General features: G+C 61.1%; 22 protein-coding genes and 1 tRNA gene. 8 read left to right on the top strand and 15 right to left on the bottom strand.

Features of this window, described 5'->3' with window-relative positions:
- Positions 1-129: 129 nt before the first annotated feature.
- Positions 130-1,251, top strand: a complete 1,122-nt coding sequence (locus tag NKJ08_RS27675) for a branched-chain amino acid ABC transporter substrate-binding protein (RefSeq protein ID WP_352530396.1) — start codon at positions 130-132, stop codon at positions 1,249-1,251.
- Between the two features lie 98 nt (positions 1,252-1,349).
- Here the strand turns inward: NKJ08_RS27675 and NKJ08_RS27670 are convergent, their stop codons facing one another.
- From NKJ08_RS27670 to NKJ08_RS27615, 12 genes are all read right to left on the bottom strand, one after another.
- Positions 1,350-3,332 (bottom strand): acetyl/propionyl/methylcrotonyl-CoA carboxylase subunit alpha, encoded by a 1,983-nt coding sequence (locus tag NKJ08_RS27670; protein WP_352784294.1) that lies wholly within the window; start codon positions 3,330-3,332, stop codon positions 1,350-1,352.
- Between the two features lie 111 nt (positions 3,333-3,443).
- On the bottom strand, positions 3,444-3,827 hold the full coding sequence (locus NKJ08_RS27665) for a hypothetical protein (protein ID WP_352530392.1): 384 nt from the start codon (positions 3,825-3,827) through the stop codon (positions 3,444-3,446).
- Positions 3,828-3,857: 30 nt separating this feature from the next.
- A complete protein-coding gene (locus tag NKJ08_RS27660) occupies positions 3,858-4,232 on the bottom strand; it encodes a hypothetical protein (RefSeq protein ID WP_352530404.1) in 375 nt (124 codons plus the stop codon).
- 36 nt (positions 4,233-4,268) lie between these two features.
- Positions 4,269-4,637 (bottom strand): hypothetical protein, encoded by a 369-nt coding sequence (locus NKJ08_RS27655; RefSeq protein ID WP_352530390.1) that lies wholly within the window; start codon positions 4,635-4,637, stop codon positions 4,269-4,271.
- Positions 4,638-4,680: 43 nt separating this feature from the next.
- Complete coding sequence (locus NKJ08_RS27650) at positions 4,681-5,091, bottom strand: hypothetical protein (protein ID WP_352530388.1); 411 nt, start codon at positions 5,089-5,091, stop codon at positions 4,681-4,683.
- Positions 5,092-5,171: 80 nt separating this feature from the next.
- Positions 5,172-5,702 (bottom strand): O-acetyl-ADP-ribose deacetylase, encoded by a 531-nt coding sequence (locus tag NKJ08_RS27645; RefSeq protein WP_352530386.1) that lies wholly within the window; start codon positions 5,700-5,702, stop codon positions 5,172-5,174.
- Position 5,703: 1 nt separating this feature from the next.
- On the bottom strand, positions 5,704-7,311 hold the full coding sequence (locus NKJ08_RS27640; protein WP_352778117.1) for a carboxyl transferase domain-containing protein: 1,608 nt from the start codon (positions 7,309-7,311) through the stop codon (positions 5,704-5,706).
- A gap of 4 nt (positions 7,312-7,315) precedes the next feature.
- Positions 7,316-7,699: a type II toxin-antitoxin system VapC family toxin gene (locus NKJ08_RS27635; RefSeq protein ID WP_352778119.1), complete on the bottom strand. Its 384-nt coding sequence runs from the start codon at positions 7,697-7,699 to the stop codon at positions 7,316-7,318.
- Positions 7,696-8,088, bottom strand: coding sequence for an AbrB/MazE/SpoVT family DNA-binding domain-containing protein (locus NKJ08_RS27630; RefSeq protein ID WP_352784288.1), 393 nt, complete (start codon positions 8,086-8,088; stop codon positions 7,696-7,698). Before NKJ08_RS27630 ends, NKJ08_RS27635 begins: the two co-directional genes overlap by 4 nt.
- An 81-nt stretch (positions 8,089-8,169) precedes the next feature.
- A complete protein-coding gene (locus tag NKJ08_RS27625; RefSeq protein WP_352784285.1) occupies positions 8,170-9,333 on the bottom strand; it encodes an isovaleryl-CoA dehydrogenase in 1,164 nt (387 codons plus the stop codon).
- Between the two features lie 56 nt (positions 9,334-9,389).
- Complete coding sequence (locus NKJ08_RS27620; RefSeq protein WP_352530376.1) at positions 9,390-10,043, bottom strand: TetR/AcrR family transcriptional regulator; 654 nt, start codon at positions 10,041-10,043, stop codon at positions 9,390-9,392.
- Between the two features lie 157 nt (positions 10,044-10,200).
- On the bottom strand, positions 10,201-10,479 hold the full coding sequence (locus NKJ08_RS27615; protein ID WP_352530374.1) for an acylphosphatase: 279 nt from the start codon (positions 10,477-10,479) through the stop codon (positions 10,201-10,203).
- Between the two features lie 201 nt (positions 10,480-10,680).
- Between NKJ08_RS27615 and NKJ08_RS27610 the strand changes: the two genes are divergently transcribed.
- Positions 10,681-10,959 carry a hypothetical protein gene (locus NKJ08_RS27610; RefSeq protein WP_352784282.1) on the top strand — a complete coding sequence of 93 codons (279 nt, stop codon included), beginning with the start codon at positions 10,681-10,683 and terminating at the stop codon, positions 10,957-10,959.
- Positions 10,960-11,024: 65 nt separating this feature from the next.
- The gene (locus NKJ08_RS27605; protein ID WP_352784280.1) at positions 11,025-11,180 is read left to right on the top strand and encodes a hypothetical protein; all 156 of its coding nucleotides are present in this window, start codon (positions 11,025-11,027) and stop codon (positions 11,178-11,180) included.
- A gap of 32 nt (positions 11,181-11,212) precedes the next feature.
- Here the strand turns inward: NKJ08_RS27605 and NKJ08_RS27600 are convergent, their stop codons facing one another.
- Entirely contained in the window at positions 11,213-12,325 is a 1,113-nt protein-coding gene (locus tag NKJ08_RS27600; protein WP_352778128.1) for a pyridoxal phosphate-dependent aminotransferase, read from the bottom strand.
- A 119-nt stretch (positions 12,326-12,444) separates the two neighbouring features.
- Here NKJ08_RS27600 and NKJ08_RS27595 point away from each other — a divergent pair, with 119 nt between their 5' ends.
- Entirely contained in the window at positions 12,445-14,097 is a 1,653-nt protein-coding gene (locus NKJ08_RS27595; RefSeq protein ID WP_352778130.1) for a tetratricopeptide repeat-containing sulfotransferase family protein, read from the top strand.
- 199 nt (positions 14,098-14,296) lie between these two features.
- On the opposite strand, the gene NKJ08_RS27590 is transcribed toward NKJ08_RS27595, so the two are convergent.
- Complete coding sequence (locus tag NKJ08_RS27590; RefSeq protein ID WP_352778132.1) at positions 14,297-15,448, bottom strand: porin; 1,152 nt, start codon at positions 15,446-15,448, stop codon at positions 14,297-14,299.
- Between the two features lie 449 nt (positions 15,449-15,897).
- Between NKJ08_RS27590 and NKJ08_RS27585 the strand changes: the two genes are divergently transcribed.
- The 4 genes from NKJ08_RS27585 (at position 15,898) to NKJ08_RS27570 (ending at position 18,911) form a co-directional block, all read left to right on the top strand.
- Positions 15,898-15,988, top strand: a tRNA-Ser gene (locus tag NKJ08_RS27585).
- 94 nt (positions 15,989-16,082) lie between these two features.
- On the top strand, positions 16,083-16,334 hold the full coding sequence (locus NKJ08_RS27580; RefSeq protein WP_352778134.1) for a GIY-YIG nuclease family protein: 252 nt from the start codon (positions 16,083-16,085) through the stop codon (positions 16,332-16,334).
- 97 nt (positions 16,335-16,431) lie between these two features.
- Positions 16,432-17,613: a porin gene (locus NKJ08_RS27575; RefSeq protein WP_352530364.1), complete on the top strand. Its 1,182-nt coding sequence runs from the start codon at positions 16,432-16,434 to the stop codon at positions 17,611-17,613.
- A gap of 239 nt (positions 17,614-17,852) precedes the next feature.
- A complete protein-coding gene (locus NKJ08_RS27570) occupies positions 17,853-18,911 on the top strand; it encodes a tyrosine-type recombinase/integrase (RefSeq protein ID WP_502900685.1) in 1,059 nt (352 codons plus the stop codon).
- A 299-nt stretch (positions 18,912-19,210) separates the two neighbouring features.
- On the opposite strand, the gene NKJ08_RS27565 is transcribed toward NKJ08_RS27570, so the two are convergent.
- A complete protein-coding gene (locus NKJ08_RS27565; RefSeq protein ID WP_352530362.1) occupies positions 19,211-20,098 on the bottom strand; it encodes an alpha/beta fold hydrolase in 888 nt (295 codons plus the stop codon).
- Between the last annotated feature and the right edge of the window lie 20 nt (positions 20,099-20,118).

Genomic DNA, 20,118 nt, shown 5'->3' with positions numbered 1-20,118 from the left:
GGCGGGGGGGCCGCTTTCTGTTATACCCCCCCCCGCGCACCCCCCGGGCGGGTCATTACAACACCCCCCCCCCCCTCCCCCCCCGGCGCGCCGGCCCCCCCCCCGCGAGAGTGGAGGAATTGTGTCACCATGAAGAAATTCAGTATTTTGAGCGCAGCCATATTTGGCCTGATGATGACCGCGCCGGTCGCCTTCGCCGACGACATCACCTTTTCGGTGGTCGGACCGATGACCGGTCAGCTTGCCACCATCGGCGATCAGTTCAAGCAGGGCGCGCAAGCCGCCGCTGACGCGATCAACGCGGCTGGCGGTGTCGATGGCCGTCAGATCAAGCTCGACATCGAGGATGACCAGTGCGATCCGAAGCAGGCGGTTTCGGTCGCCAACCGCATCATCGCCAATGGTGTCAAGTTCATCGACGGCCACGCCTGCTCGGGCTCCAGCATCCCGGCCTCCGCTGTCTACGCCGAAGCCGGCGCGCTGATGATGAGTCCGGCTTCCTCGAACCCGGTGCTGACCGACGCAGCGGCGAAGGCCGGCTGGCCGACGATCATGCGCCTCTATACGCGCGACGATGCGCAGGGCGCTTTCATCGGTCCATGGATCGCCAAGAAATATGCCGGCAAGAACGTCGTCATCATGCACGACAAGAGCGCCTATGGGCAGGGCGTGGCCGATGCCGTCAAGGCAACGATGAACCAGAACGGTCTCAACGAGATCCTCTACGAGGGCATCAACGCCGGCGAGAAGGACTACTCCGCGCTTGTTACCAAGCTCAAGGAGCTGAAGGCTGATGTCGTCTATTTCGGCGGCTATCACCCCGAAGCCGGCCTCATCCTGCGCCAGTCGGCGGAGCAGAACCTCAAGTTCCAGCTGATCATGCCGGACTCGATCGCTTCGCCGGAATTCTGGCAGGTTGCCGGTCCGGCCGGCGAAGGCACCATGTTCGTCTTCCCATCGGATCCGCAGGCGAAGCCCGAAGCCAAGGAAGCCATCGCCAAGATCAAGGCCGGCGGCTTCGTGCCGGAGGGCTTCACGCTGTTTTCCTATGCGGTGATCCAGGCCTTCGCCGAAGGCATCAAGCGCGCCGGCAGCGACGACCCGGCCAAGGTCGCCGAAGCGTTGAAGAACGGCCAGGCGATCAGCACGGTTGTCGGTCCGGTCACCTTCGACGAGAAGGGCGACCTCAAGAACGCCAGCTACGACATCAACCAGTGGCACGACGGCAAATACGCCCCGATCCAGCCGTAATGACCGCGGCGCCGCAAGCTGCGCTGGTGTAATCGAACATGGCCGGGGTCAAACCCGGCCATGTTGTTCTTGGCGATGCCTTTGTGACGCGTTTGAGATCACTTCGTGGATAAGGAAACTGCGGTCAGCTGTGGTTCCTCGGTAAAGCGAACCAGCACGGTTCCGTCGGTGACCTGCGCGCCTTCGGCAGCGATCTCGGCGATAACTCCGTCATGGGGGGCGGCAATGGTGTGCTCCATCTTCATCGCCTCCAGGATCAGCAGCGGCTGGCCCTTGATCACGGTCTCGCCTTTGGCCGCACGCACCAGCTTGACCAGGCCCGGCATCGGCGCGCGCAGGCTGCCGGAAGCGGCGGCTTCGTCGGCTCGCGCCAGCGGGTCCGGCACGGCAAAACCGTAGCCGATGGCGCCTTCGAAGACGGTGACGTGGCCCGGCCAGCGGGCGAGGCGAGGCGCGGCGCGCAGATCATGCGAATTGACGCTGTCATAGGGCGCGTCCAGCGCCACCTCGAACCGCCTGTCCGGCCGCACCGACACGCGCGCGACGATCTCCTGCTCGCCGAACTTCAGCCGCGTCCGCCGCGCCACAGCGTGGAAATGTGCATAGCCGGCCAGTGACGACCAGGGATCGTTCGAGGACGGCACGGCCGCACCGGACGCGGCAAGTGCTGCTGCGGCAATCGTCTCGCCGCTCGGCGGCGGAACCGCTGTCAACGCCTGCTGATGCCTGGCGATCAGCCCGGTGTCGACATCGCCCGCCGAAAAATCCGCATTTGCGACTAGCGCGGCAAGGAAGGCAGTGTTGACCGTCGAGCCGGCGATTTCGGTCTGCGACAGTGCCGTGCCGAGTGCGATGAGCGCCGCCCGCCTGTCCTTGCCATGAACGATCAGCTTGGCGATCATCGGGTCGTAAAACGGCGAGATCGGATCGCCGGCCCGCACACCGGTTTCGATGCGCATGCTCGCACCCTCCGGTGCCGCCTGCGGGAATTTCAAATGGTGCAAGGTGCCTGTCGCCGGCAAAAACCCTCTTGCTGCGTCCTCGGCATAGATGCGCGCCTCGAAGGCGTGGCCGGACAGCGAGATCTCGCTCTGCGTTTTCGGCAGTTTTTCGCCGGACGCCACCCGCAACTGCCACTCGACCAAGTCGGTGCCGGTGACCATCTCGGTCACCGGGTGCTCGACCTGCAGGCGGGTGTTCATCTCCATGAACCAGAAACGGTCGGCCTTCAGACCTTGCGAGGCATCGACGATGAACTCGATCGTGCCGGCACCGCAATAGCTGATCGCCTTGGCAGCCTTTACCGCCGCCTCGGTCATTGCCTTGCGTAGCGCTTGGGTCATGCCGGGGGCGGGCGCCTCCTCGATCACTTTCTGGTGGCGGCGCTGCGCCGAGCAGTCGCGCTCGTAGAGATGCACGACATTGCCAAAATTATCACCGAATATCTGCACCTCGATGTGGCGCGGCTTGTCGAGATATTTCTCGACCAGCACGCGGTCGTCGCCGAAAGCGGCTTTCGCCTCGCGCCGCGCGCCCGACAGTGCTTCCGAAAAATCATCGGGATGCTCGACGCGCCGCATGCCCTTGCCGCCGCCGCCGGCGCGCGCCTTGATCAGTACGGGGTAGCCGATCTCGCGCGCCTTGGAGGCGAGCAGCACGATCTCCTGCGCCTCGCCGTGATAGCCCGGCACCACCGGCACGCCGGCCTTTTCCATCAGCCGCTTGGCCGCGTCCTTCAATCCCATGGCACGGATCGAGGCCGCCGACGGGCCGATGAAGATCAGCCCCGCCGCGACCACCTGGTCGACGAAGTCGGGATTTTCCGAGAGGAAGCCGTAGCCCGGATGGATGGCCTCGGCACCCGTGGCCAACGCCGCTGCGATGATCTTGTCGCCGCGCAGATAGCTTTCGTTGACGGGAGAGGCGCCAATATGCACCGCCTCGTCGGCCATCTCGACATGCAAGGAGTGAGCGTCGGCCTCGGAATAGACGGCGACGCTGCGCACACCCATCCTGCGTGCCGTGCGGATCACCCGGCAGGCGATCTCTCCGCGGTTGGCGATCAGGATCTTGGCGAGCATCGGGCCTCCACAGGCAGAGCTTGCCGCCAACGGCGCGAATTCTCTTTACGCGAGCTGCGGCAATGCCCCGTTTGTAGTCTGGCCGTCAAAGGATAGGCAAGCGAGGCCTGCCTACTTGGAGGCCGCGATTTCGCAAGCTCCCCCGGTCGTGACCTTGTAATGGCTGCGGGTGGCCTGGCAGGATTTCATCGCCATATCCTCGGCGGCCTTTTGCGAGGGCGCATTCAAGCGCGAGCCGCACATGATGTACAACGAACGCACCCGGGAATACGGAGTGGTCGCATAGGCTGAATGGCCGCTGGCCGCCACATAGGCCTTATATGCCTTGGTGCACGGCCGATCCGCGGTTGCCGGAAAATACGGGTAGAAACGGACGTCGCCCTTGCTTCCAGCCAGCGATTCCGCGGCGCCGACATTCGGTGCAGCGGCCACAAGCAGTGCAAGCACCGATATGGTTGCTCGTGTGATGGATAAAGATTTCATTGCCCAACCCATTTGAAAAACCCAAAACTGGCAGATATTCGTCTACTTGGAGGCCGCGATTTCGCAACCTCCGCCTGTCGTAACCTTGTAACTGTTGCGGGTGGCCTGACAGGATTTCAACGCCAACTCTTCGGCAGCTTGCTGTGACGGTGCATTCAAGCGCGAGCCGCAGATGATGTACAGCGAACGCACCCGGGAATACGGAGTGCTTGCATAGGCTGAATGGCCGCCGGCCGCTACATAGGCCTTGTAAGCCTTGGTACATGGATCCTTCGGGTTCTGCGGCAAATAGGGATAGAAACGGGTCTCGCCCTTGCTTCCCGCCAACGATTCCGCCGCTCCGATGCCAGGTACCGTGAATACAAGAAAGCCGGCAAGTATCGACGTGATTGTACTTTTGACGTGTCTCGGTGTCATTTTTCCCCCTGGAAGAGCGAACGCCAACAGCATCTCCTACTTGGAGGCAGCGATGCTGCAAGCTCCCGCGGTTGTGACCTTGTAGCTCTTCTTGGCCGACTGGCAGGACTTGAGCGCCTGCGCCTCTGCAGCTTTTTGCGACGTTGCATTCGCACGCGCGCAAATCATGAACTCGGTCGCCCAATTGAATGGGGTCGACGCATAAGCGGAATGGCTGCCGGTCGCCACATAGGCCCTGTATGCCTTCTGACAGCCTCCCGTCGAGCCAGGCGCGAAATAGACGGGATAGCGGCTGTCGCCCTTGCTGCCCGCCAACGACTCCGCTGCTCCGATGCCGGGCACCGCTAACACCAGCAATCCTGCAAATATGGATACAGTTGTTTTCTGAAAAAGCCGACGTCTCATCTTCGCCCCATCCCCATTGCTATCCGACCCGTTGCTGCCGCAGCTACTTGGAAGCGACTACGCCGCAGCCGCCGACCATGTCCACTGTGAACTTCTTGCGACCGGCTTCGCATGACTTAAGCGCGAGCGCTTCGGCAGCCTTCTGCGACAGTGCGTTAATGTGCACGCCGCAGACGAAATATAGGACCCTTGCTCCGGTGATGGTTGATGCGTAGGCGGAATGACCGGCCGCAGCCACGTTGGCGTTGTAGGCCTGTCTACAATTGCCTTCCGAACCTTGCTGAGGGAGATACACGAAGGAACGCTTATCGCCGACTTTCCCAGCCAGCGACTCCGCTGCACCGATGCCAGGCGTCGCTAATATAAGCAACCCCGCAAGTATAGACGCAGTTGTTTCCTGGAAAAGCCGCCGTCTCATCTTCGCCCAATCCCCATTGGTATTTGCGATGATCAATAGCCGTGATTCTTTCGGCTGGCCAGATCAACAAGCAAAAATAGTCTGGAGATGTGGACGGGTTTGTCGCCCGCGCAGGGTCACACCCTGCCGAGTGCAGCAACTACCCGCTGATACAGTTCGGCCGTCGGCTCGTCGAAGCAGCAGAAAATGACGGTTTCCGGAACGATGTTCTGGCCGATGAAGGCACTCACAGTGCCGACAGCAATTTGTGTCGCCTGATCCTTAGGATAGCGGTAGACGCCGGTCGAGATCGCTGGAAACGCCACCGTCCGGCAGTCCTTTGCGGCGGCGATTTCGAGTGACCGGCGATAGCAGGAGGCGAGCAGATCGGCCTCGCCTTTGGCGCCGCCTTGCCAGACCGGTCCGACCGTATGGATGATATAGCGTGCCGGCAGCCTGTAACCCTTGGTGAGTTTTGACTCGCCAACCTTGCAGCCATTCAGCATCCGGCATTCGAATTCAAGCTCGGGACCGGCCGCGCGGTGGATGGCGCCATCAACGCCGCCGCCACCCAGAAGAGAGGTATTGGCGGCATTGACGATGGCATCGACCGCCAGCTTCGTGATGTCGCCGGTGTGAACCCGAATCCTCTGGCCGACTTCGCTCATCTCACATCCTGAACACGCCGAACCGGGTCTCCTCGATCTCGGCGTTCAGCGCGGCCGACAGGCTGAGCGTCAGCACGTCGCGGGTCTTGGCCGGATCGATGATGCCGTCGTCCCAGAGCCTTGCCGACGAATAGAGCGGGTGGCCTTCATGCTCGTATTTCATCAGGATCGGCTTCTTGAATTTTGCTTCCTCTTCGGCGCTCCATTCGCCGCCCTTGCGCTCGATGCCTTCGCGCTTGACGACGGCCAGCACCGTTGCCGCCTGTTCGCCGCCCATCACCGAAATGCGGGCATTCGGCCACATCCACAGGAAGCGCGGCGAATAGGCGCGTCCGCACATGCCGTAATTGCCGGCGCCGAACGAGCCCCCGATGATCATCGTTACCTTCGGCACCTTGGCGGTGGCGACCGCCATCACCAACTTGGCGCCGTCTTTGGCGATGCCGCCGGCCTCGTATTTTCGCCCGACCATGAAGCCGGTGATATTCTGCAGGAAGATCAACGGGATCTTGCGCTGGCAGCACAGCTCGATGAAATGCGCGCCCTTCAGCGCGCTTTCCGAAAACAGTACGCCATTGTTGGCGATGATGCCGACCGGCATGCCGTTGAGGTGGGCGAAGCCGGTGACCAGCGTGGTGCCGTAATTCTGCTTGAACTCATCGAACTCGGAGCCGTCGACGATGCGGGCGATCACCTCGCGCACGTCGTAAGGCTGGCGCAGATCCGTCGGCACGATGCCGTAGAGTTCATGTGGATCGTGAAGCGGCGGAATCGATTTCTGCAAGGCCAGGTTTACAGTCTTGTTCCGATTCAGGTTTTTGACGATACGCCGGCATATGGCCAGCGCATGCTCGTCGTCGAGCGCATAGTGGTCGGCAACGCCGGAAAACCTTGCATGCACGTCGGCGCCACCGAGGTCCTCGGCGGTGACGTCCTCGCCGGTGGCCGCCTTCACCAGCGGCGGGCCGCCGAGAAAGATGGTTGCCTGGTTGCGCACCATGATTGTCTCGTCCGACATCGCAGGCACATAGGCGCCGCCCGCCGTGCACGAACCCATGACGCAGGCGATCTGCGGAATGCCGGCGGCCGACATGTTGGCCTGGTTGTAGAAGATGCGGCCGAAATGATCGCGGTCGGGGAACACCTCGTCCTGGTTGGGCAGATTGGCACCGCCGCTGTCGACCAGGTAGACGCAAGGCAGATTGTTCTGCAATGCGATCTCCTGTGCACGCAGATGCTTCTTCACCGTCAGCGGATAATAGGTGCCGCCCTTCACCGTGGCGTCGTTGACGACGACCATGACTTCGGTGCCTTCGACGCGACCGATGCCGGCGATGAGGCCGGCCGACGGGATGTCCTCGCCATACATCGACCACGCGGCGAACTGGCCGATTTCGAGGAAGGGCGAGCCGGTATCGAGCAATTGGGCGAGACGTTGCCGCGGCAGGAGCTTGCCGCGGGCGACGTGCCGCTCACGCGCATCTTCCGAGCCGCCGCGTTCGACCGTGGCCGCTTTCTCAACAATATCAGCGACCAGCGCCCGCATGCGCTCGGCATTGGCGCGGAAGATATCGGAGGCGGGCGAGATCTGCGAGGTGAGGGTGGCCATGGCGTTACCGGATCAGCTCGATCTTGCAGCCGACATCCAGGTCGCCCCAGTCGCGGTCGGCGGTGACGGCAATGGCGTTCTCGCGAATTGCCAGCGCGAGGCAGGCCCGATCGCCTAGCGACAAGCCGCGATGCCGCGTCAGTTGGCGAAGCTGCCCGGCGGCGATGCCCATCGCTTCGTCGAAAACGGCGATCGGCATGCCGAGACTGGCGAGGTCGTCCGCGGCCTGTTCCATGCTGCGTCCCTTGTCGATCAGCTTGGCGATGATTTCGGCCGCATTGATCGAACTGCATTGTGCATCCGGCGCGAATCCCAAAGCATTATCGGTGCCTTGCTCGTTGAGCAGGATTGCGAGCGCCGCCGAACTGTCCATGACGTAGGGCTTCATTTCGCCCGCTTTCCCGTCGTCCCTTCGGCGTGAAGCCGGTCCAGACGCTTGTCGCTTCGATGCTGCTCTTCCCGCCGCTCCTTCAGAAATTCGTCGACGACGCTCTCACCGGGCTGTTTCAGCGCCGACAATTCGGCCTGAACGCGTCGCAGATTCTGTAGCCACGATCTTACCCGCAGCTCGCCGTTTTCGACATGCAGCATCATGTCCTCGCCAGGCTTCACGCCCATCTCCTCGCGCATTGGAGCAGGGATGACGAAGCGCCCGCCCTCGCCAAGCTTGACGCGCTCGCGTTTCGCCGGAACCCGAAGCGGCGATTTGCGAGTTCTGTCATCGAATCGTGCTTGCGGATCTTCGTCAAATCCGGATTTTCCCGTTCTGCCCGCCATCGTTCGTCTCACTTCGATTATGGTACATCTTCCGAAGTATGCCACATCGTGCGGCTTCTGGCAAAACTCAAAAGAATGCCATTACGCGCCCTCCGCCATGATTTCTCGCCCGATCAGCCAGCGACGGATTTCGCTGGTGCCGGCGCCGATCTCATAAAGCTTGGCGTCGCGCAAAAGCCGGCCGGTCGGGTAATCGTTGATGTAGCCGTTGCCGCCCAAAAGCTGGATGGCGTCTAGCGCCATCAGTGTCGCCTTTTCGGCGGCGAACAGTACACAGCCGGCGGCATCCTTGCGCGTCGTCTCACCGCGATCGCAGGCGGCGGCTACGGCATAGACGTAGGCGCGCGCGGCGTTCATCGTCGCATACATGTCGGCGAGCTTGCCTTGCACCAGCTGGAACTCGCCGATCGGCTGGCCGAACTGCTTGCGTTCGTGCACGTAGGGGATCGCCACATCGAGGCACGCCGCCATCAGACCGATCGGGCCGCCGGCAAGCACGGCGCGTTCGTAGTCGAGGCCTGACATCAGCACCTCGACGCCGCGCCCTTCCTCGTGCAGCACATTGTCGAAAGGCACTTCGACATCCTCGAACACCAACTCGCCGGTGTTCGAGCCGCGCATGCCGAGCTTGTCGAGCTTTTGCGCCACGGAAAAACCGGCAAAGGCTTTTTCGACGATGAAGGCGGTGATGCCGCGCGAATTGAGTTCCGGATCGGTCTTGGCGTAGACGACCAGCGTCTCGGCATCCGGCCCGTTGGTGATCCACATCTTGGTGCCGTTGAGCACATAGCGATCGTTGCGCTTTTCGGCGCGCAGGCGGAGCGACACCACATCGGAGCCGGCGCCGGATTCCGACATCGCCAGCGCGCCGACCTTTTCGCCGCTGCAGAGCGAAGGCAGATATTTTTCCTTCTGCGCCTGCGTCGCCCAACGGTTGATCTGGTTGACGCAGAGGTTGGAATGGGCGCCGTAGGAGAGGCCGACCGAGGCAGAGGCGCGCGAAATCTCCTCTATCGCGACGACATGGGCGAGATAGCCCATGCCGCTGCCGCCGAAATCGGGATCGGCGGTGATGCCGAGCAGGCCAAGCCCGCCGAGCTCCGCCCACAGATGTGCCGGAAATTCATTCGAGCGGTCGATCTCGGCGGCGATCGGTGCGATTTTCTCCTGGGCGAAGCGCCGCACCAGGTCGCGTAGCGCCTCGATGTCTTCGTCAAGCCCGAAGTTGAGCGTCTGCGTGTACATGCCGTTCCTCCCGGCGCACGACCCCGAAAATCGGGATCATGCGCGAAATCAAAGTGCTACAGCGTCCTTGAGCGCTCGAATGGACGCACGGCGTCGTAGCTCGGTGTCGCGCCACCGCGCTTTGCTCCAACAAGGCGCATTGTCATTGCTAGATATGTAGCGGTGACTTCGGCGATCGACAGCCGTTCGCCCGGCCGGAACCAGACGATGACGCCGGTCATCATCTGGATCAGCGCCATGGCGGTGAGCCCGGTGTCTTCGACGCTGAACAAGCCCGCTTCGACGCCGTCGCGCAGGATAGCGCGCAGCTCCTTCTCGTAGGCCGTGCGCATGCGCAGGATCTGCGTGAGTTTTTCGTGCGACAGGCTGCGCAGCTCCATGTTCGAGACATGGGTGGAATGGCGGCGTTCGATATGGAAAGCGATGTGGTTTTCGACATAGGCGGCAAGCCGTGTTGCCGGATCGGCGCCGACAGGGTGCGCCGCACGCCACGCCTCGATCAAGTCTTCCATATGCTCAAACATCAGCGTGAACAGAAGGTCCTGCTTGGTCGGAAAATAGCGATAGAGCGCCGCCGCCTGGACGCCGACTTCGGCCGCCAGCTGGCGCATCGACATCGCCTCATAGCCAAGGCACGCAATCAGGCTGACCGCCGCCTCGCGGACCGCAGCTTCGGTCTTTTCGCCGTCGGAACCGGTCGTGCGCGCCACGATAGCCACCTTTCACGACATAATAAAACAAACGTTCAATTAATTCAAGGGCCGAGCCATGTCCGGGCAGGGCAATCGCGTCAGGTTTGCGCTGCCCCTTGTATCTGCACCGTAGAGATTTTGTGCGAGGGAAGCGAATGAGCAGGATCATGCCTTGCTAGGCAACAATCCTGAAACCCGCGGACATGTCGCGAGCCTCGATCTCCTCGACGTCAACCTTCGAAACCGTTGCCCCTGGCGGCCCTTGCCAAAGCCGTTGGATGATTGTGGAGACCGCCGCATCGGTCCCTACAATCAAGGCTGTCACCGAGCCGTCAACTTCGTTGCGCACCCAGCCGGCAAGGCCAAGTCCAGACGCCTCGCGCCGCGCCCAAACCCGGTAGCTGACGCCTTGCACCTTGCCATATATGCGTACCTGCACCGTCCGGTCGTTCATCGCGCTCTCCATCCTTTGAGTCGAGTCTGGCGCATCGCCATGCAAATTCAACCGCGCAGCGTGGATCGAAGGTCTCTCCCGGTCGCGGTTCGCCAGCTTCGCATTGCGAGACAGGCGGCGTGCTCCATCAAATGATTGACTAAGTCAAATAATAGGCGATCATAGTTCGACGGGAGCGGTCTTCCCCCGAAGGAGGTCGACATGCCGGCCGAACGGAATGCCCTTGTTACCGAGATCCGCGGCTTCAACCGCTACTATACGTGCCTGATTGGGCTGCTCGACGAGACCTTGACGCACAGCGCCTATACGCTGGGCGAGGCGAGGCTGCTGTTCGAATTGGGCCACCGATCCCGTGCTGCCGCCAACAGCGACGGTAGGCAGGGTTTCTTGCGCGGGCGTTCCACCTCGATCTCGGGCCGGCGGCCTCCGAAATCGCTGCCGAACTCCGGCTCGATCCGGCCTATGTCACACGCGTCCTGAGGAAATTCGCCGCCGCCGGCCTGACCGAGACATGCACCGACCCAGCCGATCGGCGTCGACACGTCGTGTCGCTGACCGCTCAGGGCAATGCGGAACTCGCCAGGCTTCAGGCTGCGGCGGATCGCGATCTCGCCCGACTGACGGCCGGTCTGGCCGATGAACAGGCTGCCGAACTATCGGATGCGCTGAAACGGGTCATGCGCCTGCTCGGGGAGAAATAGCGGGCAGCACTGGAATCGGGGCGTTGCGCCCCTCAGTTCCCCCGTGCTGCCGCCAGTGCGCCCGGCAGTTCCTCGGCAAAAATGTCGAGCTCGTGGTCGAGGCCGACGCTGACCCGGATGCAGCGGTCGAGCACCGGCACTATCGGCTTGCGGATGAACACGTCGCGCGACAACAGCGCCTGCAACACCTTCAGCGCGAAGGCGCCGTCGCGGCCGCAATCGATGGTGACGAAATTGGACGCCGAAGCCAGCGGCTTCAGCCCGTTCGCCTCGGCTATTCCGGCGATGCGCAGGCGGCCGGCGGCGACCCGCGCCACCACGCCCTCCAGCCAGTCTTGATCGGCAAGCGCCTCGACACCGGCGATCTGCGCCATGCGGCTGACGCCATAGTGGTTGCGAATCTTCTCGAAATCGCGAATCACCTGGGCTTCGGCCACCGCATAGCCGCAGCGTATGCCCGCCAGTCCATAGGCTTTCGAAAAGGTGCGCATGCGGATGACGTTCGGCCGCGCCACATCGATCGGCGGCAGCGCTGAGGCTGGCCCTAATTCCCCATAGGCCTCGTCAAGCACCAGCATGGTGGTTTCCGGCAAGGCTTCAATGAAGCGGCTGAGCTCAGACGCTTCCCACCAGCTGCCCATCGGATTGTCCGGGTTGGACAGGTAGACCAGCGGCGCCTTCTCCCTGGCGACTGCCGCCAGCAGGCCGTCGAGGTTTTCCCGGTCGTTCTCGTAAGGCACCGCGACCAGCCGGCCGCCGACGCCGGCGATATGGAAGTTGAAGGTCGGGTAGGCGCCGAGCGAGGTCACCACCGCGTCGCCGGGCGCCACATACATGCGCGCCACCAGGCTGAGCAGCCCGTCTATGCCTTCGCCGACGACAACGTTTTCGGCGCCGACGCCGAGATGCCCGGCGGCGGCCACCTTCAGATCGTGGTTGTCGGGGTCGCAATACATCCACATGTCCCCGGCAATCTCGGCCATGCGGGCAACGACGCGCGGGGAGGGGCCAAAGCTGCTCTCATTGGCGCCGATGCGGGCGCGAAAGGCGCGGCCGCGATCACGCTCCTGCGCCTCCGGGCCGACAAACGGCACCGTAGAGGGAAGGGCGGCGATAAGCGGCGTAAGGGGAGGGCGCAGGCGCATGGCAAAGGCTCGTTCGAAAGGGGCCTCTTGCTAACCTGCCGGCTTGGCTGGCGCAAGTTCCGCGGCCGGCGGGAACAGTTAGGCTGGATTCTCGCGGATCATTTTGCTAGCGAGACATGATGAGCAACCGACTGCCGCCTGCCTGGTCCAAGCATATAAAGTCTCGCCCGACGCCGAAAGTGCAGCCGCCGAAAGTGAAACCGCCGTCGCGCGCGCAAGCTGACGACATGCTGCTGCGACAGGCGCTCGAACTTCAGCAAGCCAAGCGGCTCCCGGAGGCGGAGGAATTATGCCATCGCGTTCTCGCCCGCACGCCCAACCACCCGCTTTCCCTATACATCCTCGGCACGCTGGGGTTAGGTGTCGATGACGAGTTGGCTCTCCAGTATTTCGCGCGGGCGGCAAGCCACGCACCCCAAAATCCGTATTTCCACCTCAGCCTGGGAGAGGTCGGTCTGAAGCTCGGCGACAGCTTGCTTGCGATCGGGCACCTGCAGCGCGCCTGTGAATTGAAGCCCGATCTGGTGGAAGCGCTTTGCGGACTGGCGCGTGCCTACGTCAACTTCGACAAGGCCGAGATGGCTTTGCCCCTTTACGAGAAGGCGCTAAAGATCAACAGCGATCATCCCATGGTCCGGACAGGTCTGGCTGCTGCACTCACCAGCGTCGGTCGCATGGACGAAGCCGGAGCGTATCTGAAGCAGGCAATCGAACGTCGCGTCGATGTTGGAGAGGCCTACAATAGCCTGGTCGACACGCGCAAGTTCACCGAAAAACCTGCCGAGCTCGACTTTATCCTGAGCGAACTCTCCAATCCCAAGCTTGACCCGGATGTTGCATCGCAGCTCCATCACGCCGCAGGCAAAGTGCTGAACGATCTTCAGCGTTATGAAGAGGCGATGGATCACTTCCAGAAGGCAAAAAAGGCCGCTGGCCGTGGTTTCGACCTAGAGTCCTTCCGCCGCTATGTCGATTCCATGATCGAGATATTCAGCCCGTCATTGCTGGAAGCCAAGGCTGGCCACGGCAGTCCGTCCGAAGTGCCTGTGTTTGTGCTGGGCATGCCCCGGTCGGGGACGACGCTGACCGAGCAAATCTGCGCGAGCCACCCAAATGTTCATGGCGCCGGGGAGCTTACGAAGTTACGGCGAATGGCGGGCTTGATTGGTTTCAGAATGGAGACGAATGAGGCCTTGCACAGTTCGATCATGTCGATAACGAAGGATCGGTCGAGAGCGCTGGCCGAAGAATATCTGTCCTATCTGCGTCAACACGCGCCTGCAGCGCTCCGCATCGTCGACAAGATGCCTCATAATTTCGAGCTTGTCGGCTTGATCGGAATTCTCTTTCCCAACGCGCGCATCGTTCATTGCCGCCGCGATGCCATCGACAATTGCGTCTCGTGCTTCGTCTTGAATTTCACCAAGGATCACAGTTACAACGCCGACCTTGAGATGCTCGGGTTGTATTATCGCGAGTATGATCGCTTGATGCGGCATTGGGATAAGATCATGCCGGGACGTATTTTCGAGAACCACTACGAGATGTTGATCGCGGATCAGGAGACGCAGTCGCGCCGTCTCATCGATCATCTTGGATTGCCCTGGGATGATTCCTGCCTGCGCTTTTTCGAGAAGGACAGGTCGGTCAATACCCCCAGCCGCTGGCAGGTGCGGCAGCCGATCTATACATCATCGGTCAAGCGCTGGAAAAAGTATGAGGGCACAATCCAGCCGCTGATCCGGTCGCTTGGCGACCTCGCCGAGATTTGATTTGGAGCTGGCAGTCCACATTGCGTGGACCGCAGGTTCCGGCTGAGTTCCAGCATGCAGAATTTCTAGGCACCGACAGAGAAATGATCGCGGCCCATATTTGCGGCGCCATGTGTCACGCGACTTGATGGTCGCGCCGCTGTAATACAAGAAACCCGGCGGTTGCCCGCCGGGTTAGATTTCAATCAGGCTCAGTTCGTCAGAACGAGCGCTGGAAGCGGAGCATGCCGCCGATGCTGTCCTTGTCGTCGGCATTGGTCCAGTTGCGATCGTAGGCTTTGTCAAACTGACCGTCGTGGGCCCAATCGACTTCGGCAGTGATCGTGAAACCGGGAACGATATCGTAGGCTACGTTCGCAGCGACGCCGTAGTTCTTGTCGTCGTCAACCGATGCCTGGAGGTTCAACGAGGTCTTCTCGTTGATGGTGTAGGTACCACCACCCCATACTGCCCAGTTGCCGCCCCACTGCTTGTAGAAGTTGCGGTCGATGTTGTCGTCCGAACCGTAACCGGCCATGACGAACAGTGTCAGGTTCTGTATCGGCGTCACGTCGAGGCGAACCTTGCCGGCCCACTCTTCCCAGGTGCTGTCGTAGGCGGCGACGCCGGTGATCGAGCCCCAGCCCTGCGTGTATTTGATACCGCCGACTACATACGGAACATAGCTGTCGATGGAATCATTGCCGCTGTTGCTGTCTTGGAAAATGCCAGGATCCGCAGCGGCACTGCCCGAACCGGTTTCCAATGAGGCCACGGCCGAGAAGCCGTTGCCCGCATCGAAATAGTACTGGACGACGTTGGTGTCGAAGCCGCCGTAGGGGACCAGCGTATCCTGGATGACGTTGCCGGCGTAGCCGATGAACGTATCGAAGGCCGATTCGTCCTTACCGACGCGGAGACCACCGAGCTGGACCCAGGCGAAGTTCAGCGAAACACTCGTTCCGCCATTAAAGTTGTCATCAAGGTAATCGTTGTGGTTACCCCAGTTGAAACGGGTCTCAGTGTAGGTCTTCAAGGTGCCGAGCTCGGTTTCCTGACCGGTCCAGGTCTTCAGCGTGAAGCGGGCGTGCTTGTAGTAGGTATCCTGCGAGTCGCCGTCCTGCTGATCGGTGGTCTTTGCACCGTCGAACGAGCCAACGTCACCGACGCCGATGTCGTAACGAACGTAGCCGCCGATGCGCAGGCAGGTTTCGGTGCCGGGGATGTAGAAGTAGCCAGCGCCGTAGACGTCGCAAATCTTGACGTATTCAGCGGGTTCCGGCTCGGCGACGACGACGGCGTCGGCGGCGCGCGCACCGGAAACTGCGATCAGTGCCGCAGCGGAGCCGAGAAGAAGGCTCTTGATGTTCATTTTCTGACCTCCAGTCAAAAGTTAAAAAACGGGTCTGGGTATTCTTTGCTGAAGGACAGCGTTCCCTGCCCCATCCCCACTACCGAAAAAGATGCGCACCGCGCCGCTCCTTCAAACCCGACATTACCCATGAGACGACGGCGTTCAACCACGATCGTACCGGCAAAAGGTTTGTGTTGACGCTATACCCCGGCGTTGTTGCACAAATGACACGATTTGGCCTCACTCCGAAAGCTCCCGTTAACCAACAGCCCTTGGCAAGCCGTTGCGAACGGCGGATTCCGGCGATGGTCGGCCCGAAATGTGACCATGGCCCGAGTCGCGAACCAGGGAATTGCCGCAGAATCGCCATATCGCTGGGCGGCGCTTTGGCGAAGGGTCGATTTTTCAAGGATAATAGCGCCAGCTTGTTGATTGTGCCGGCGCTTTTCTTTATCCACCGGCGCAACGGAGAGGTGGCCGAGTGGTCGAAGGCGCTCCCCTGCTAAGGGAGTAGAGGTCAAAAGCTTCTCGTGGGTTCGAATCCCATCCTCTCCGCCACCCTACGCCCTGCGGGCTTCGGGTGGCTGGCCCCCCTAAACGGCATTTTGGGCGTAGGGTGTCGCCCGAAGCTACGAAGTAGCGTAGGGGGACCATGTGGTACGTCTATTTCCTGCAACTCCGTAACGGCGATGTTTATGTCGGATCGACCAACGATCTTCGACGCCGTTTTGATACGCACCGATCCGGCCATGTGACTTCGACTAAGGCTTATCTGCCTGTAATCTTGAAGGCCTACATCGGGGTTGAAACCGAGGCCAACGCACGGCAACTCGAGCGATATTTCAAGACCGGTTCGGGCAAGGCCTTTGCGAGTAAACGTTTTTGGCCAACAGGGCCTCACTGACGGACTTAGGACTTATCTGTTTGAAATGTAAATAAAAACGGCCCAACGAGCTGCTTTTCGTCGACCTCCGCCCTCGATTCTGACTGGAGGTCAGAAAATGAACATCAAGAGCCTTCTTCTCGGCTCCGCTGCGGCACTGATCGCAGTTTCCGGTGCGCGCGCCGCCGACGCCGTCGTCGTCGCCGAGCCGGAACCCGCTGAATACGTCAAGATTTGCGACGTCTACGGCGCTGGTTACTACTACATCCCCGGCACCGAAATCTGCCTGCGCATCGGCGGCTATGTCCGTTATGACATCAGCGCTGGCCAGGCTGGCTCGTTCGACGGCGCCAGGTACCAGGACCTTAAGGATGCCTTGAATGGCGAAGACAACGTCAACGACGGCTATTACAAGCAGGCTCGCTTCACGCTGAGGACCTACACCGGCCAGGAAACCGAGATGGGCACCTTGAAGACCTACACCGAGACCCGGTTCAACTGGGGAACGGGTCACTATGACGACACCGGCTTTTCCGACTTTGGCAGCAGAGGCGTTTCGCTGAACTTCGCCTGGGTTCAGCTCGGTGGTCTTCGCGTCGGTAAGGACGAAACAGCCTTCAATACGTTCACCGGCTACGCCGGCAACGTCATTCAGGATACGATCGTTCCCTACGGCGGGTTCGACACCAATGTCGTCCAGTATTACTTCGATGCCGGCAACGGCTTCTCGGCGGTGGCTTCGTTGGAAACCGGTGAAGGCTTTGTCGTTGACGGTGGCGCCCTCAATTTCGGTCACGACTCGATCGACAGCTATGTTCCGTATGTAGTTGGCGGCGTGAAGTACACGCAGGGTTGGGGATCCATCAGCGGTGTTGTTGCCTATGACAGCAGCCTGGAAGAATGGGCCGGCAAGGTTCGCCTCGACGTGACGCCGATGCAGAACCTGTCGCTGTTCTTGATGGCCGGCTACGGCACTGACGACAACGCTCCGCGCAATTACTACAAGCAGTGGGGCGGTAACTGGGCAGTCTGGGGCGGTGGTACTTACACCATCAACGAGAAGACCTCGTTCAACCTTCAGGCGTCGTATGACGAAGCCAAGGAAGCTGGCGTCGCGGCCAATATCGCCTACGACATCGTTCCCGGCTTCACGATCACGGCCGAAGTGGACTATGCTCACAACAGCCATAAGGTCTCAAGCTTCGACGGCATCGGTCCCTATGAATACAACTGGACCGGCATCCCGGCGGACAAGAAAAACGCCGTTGGCGGCTTCCTCCGCTTCCAGCGCTCGTTCTAAGGGCTGGACTTAAGGCAAGTGAAATCCAGCCCGGGCGCTTTAACGTCCGGGCTGTTTTTGTTTTCGCGACTGGTAGCAAACAGAAGGAAAAAGGGGGTTCGGTGGCTGAACAGGGTTGTGGAACGATGTCGTTGGGATCCGCCGCTGGTGGATGAAATCGGCCGCAACGCTTAAAACTCTTGAAAGGGCACCGCCAAGCAGGTAGGTCTAGGCCTATCCACCCGGGGGTGTGGCGAATAATGACGAACGATGCGATTCAAGAGGGAGGAACCTCTGATCATTTTTCGATGTTTTCTTCTCAAACTGCAAAGATAAAATACAGTTACAACAAGATACGAGAAGTAAAGTCGCATAGGATTGGAGAACTTTTTTCAGCATACCGGGACGTACTTTGGGATGACGGGCGGCATAAATACAATGTCAGCTCTTTCATCGGCGAAATAGACGAGATTCTCCTCGGGGAGCGTTTCAGCGCCTTTGACCAAAGCACCCTCGACAACCTTATCGGCACCTTGCGCCAGCGCGGCAACAGTAACGCAACCATCAATCGGAAGATGGCTGCCCTCAGCAAACTGCTGCGCAAGGCCCACAAGATGGGGGATATCCACAGCCTGCCCGAGTTCCGCCGCCAGAAGGAGCGGGCGGGACGGATTCGTTTCCTCGAAAGGGACGAGGAGGCCCGGCTGTTCGCCGCCATCAAGAGCCGCAGCGAGGACGCTTATCGGCTTTCCGTCTTTCTGGTCGACACCGGCTGCCGCCTGGGCGAAGCGCTGGGCTTGATCTGGAACGATATCCAGGAGCACCGCGTCAGTTTCTGGATCACCAAATCCGGCCGCAGCCGCACCATTCCGATGACCGAGCGGGTAAAAGAGGTGATCAAGCTGCCGGCCAGCGAGGGCCGCCGGCCCAAAGGCCCGTTCACCAAGCTCAGCCAGGCGCAGTTTCGCGCCATCTGGAACGATGCTAAGGCCGAAGTCGGGCTTGGCGCCGACGATCAGGTCGTGCCGCATATATTGCGCCATACTTGCGCCTCGCGTCTCGTCCAGGGCGGCATCGACATCAGGCGCGTACAGATGTGGCTCGGTCACCAGACGCTGTCGATGACCATGCGCTATGCGCATCTGGCCACCAACGACCTCGATGGCTGCGTCACCGTGCTGGAGACGCCGCGGTGCAGTGGCGCGGACAGTGGCGGGGCAAGTCCTTTGTCTTCTCCACCTCCGGCAAGACGCGAACCAAAAAGCGAGCCGGTCGCAAGCAAGGCCCCAAAGCCCGCGAAGAGAAGCGCCAAATCCTGACGGCTTGATATCAGGCAGCCGCTCAGGTTTGCGCCGCCCCTCATTGCCCTGCCGGGCATTTCTCCCCGTAGAGTGACGGGGAGAAAGGCGCCTTCACGAAAGATTTCGCTAATCTCGAGCGTTGCGGCCATCCCCTTCTCCCCGTCGCTATGCGGGGAGAAGGTGCCGGCAGGCGGATGAGGGGCAGCGCCGACATGGAAAAAATTATTCCCCAAAATTGCAAGCGGAACTGTCAATCGCTGCCAGAATGCTTTGACCGACGCAAAACGAGCGCCTGAATTACTTCACCCCGTCGAGTTTTACTTCCAGCCGCCCCGCCGCTCGGCTCGATTGAAAAAACCAGCGATCCTGCCCGGCAGGTTGCCGGTCTCGAGGAATGGTGCATGCCCCTGGCCGTCGGCGGTGATCGTCTCGATATCGGTATGGCGCGTCCGCATCTGCTCGAGTGTTTCGGCCGACAGCAGCTTCGAGTTGGCGCCGCGTATGACGAGCATCGGGATCGCCGCCAGCGCGTCGAACTGCGGCCACAGATCGGGCAGCGGCCGGCTGGGGTCGAGGCCCGCCAGCGTCTCGACCAGTTTCGGATCGAAATCGGGCAGAAATCCCTCCTCGGTCTCGCGGTAGAGGGCTGATGCCATCCGCTCCCAATCCGCATCGGTCAGCGCCGCAAAATCCGCGCCATGGGTGCTTCGCAGGCCGCGGACCACCTCTGCGTACGCCTTCGGCCCGGGCGTGGGGTCGAGATAGGAGCGGATATGGGCGAGACCTTGCGGCTCGATCACCGGGCCGATGTCGTTGAGGATGATGGCCTTCAGCACGGCCGGCCGCATCGCGCCGAGCACATGGATGATCAGTCCGCCGCGCGACGTGCCGATGAAGGCAGCCTCCTCAATGCTCAGCGCCGCCAGCCCGGCGAGAATATCGCCAGCTTCGATGCCGATATTGTAATGGCCGATATCGGCATCGTAGGCGGACTGCCCGCGCCCGCGATAGTCGAAGGCAACGACCCTGCGCTTCGCCTGCGTCGACAGATAAAGCGCCAGCTCGTGGAAATCACCGCAATTGCGGGTCAGGCCGGGCAGGCAAACGACTGGCCAATGGCCGGAATTCGCTTCGCCGTAGATGCGGGCGTGCAGGGACAGCCCGTCCGGCGCGGCGTAGAAGAAATCGGAAAACCCGCGCGACATTTCGACTTGGCTCCCACTGG

It is taken from the genome of Mesorhizobium sp. M0244, from assembly GCF_040321795.1.
In the GTDB taxonomy this organism is placed as follows: domain Bacteria; phylum Pseudomonadota; class Alphaproteobacteria; order Rhizobiales; family Rhizobiaceae; genus Mesorhizobium.
This window is presented reverse-complemented; position numbering and strand designations above follow the sequence as displayed.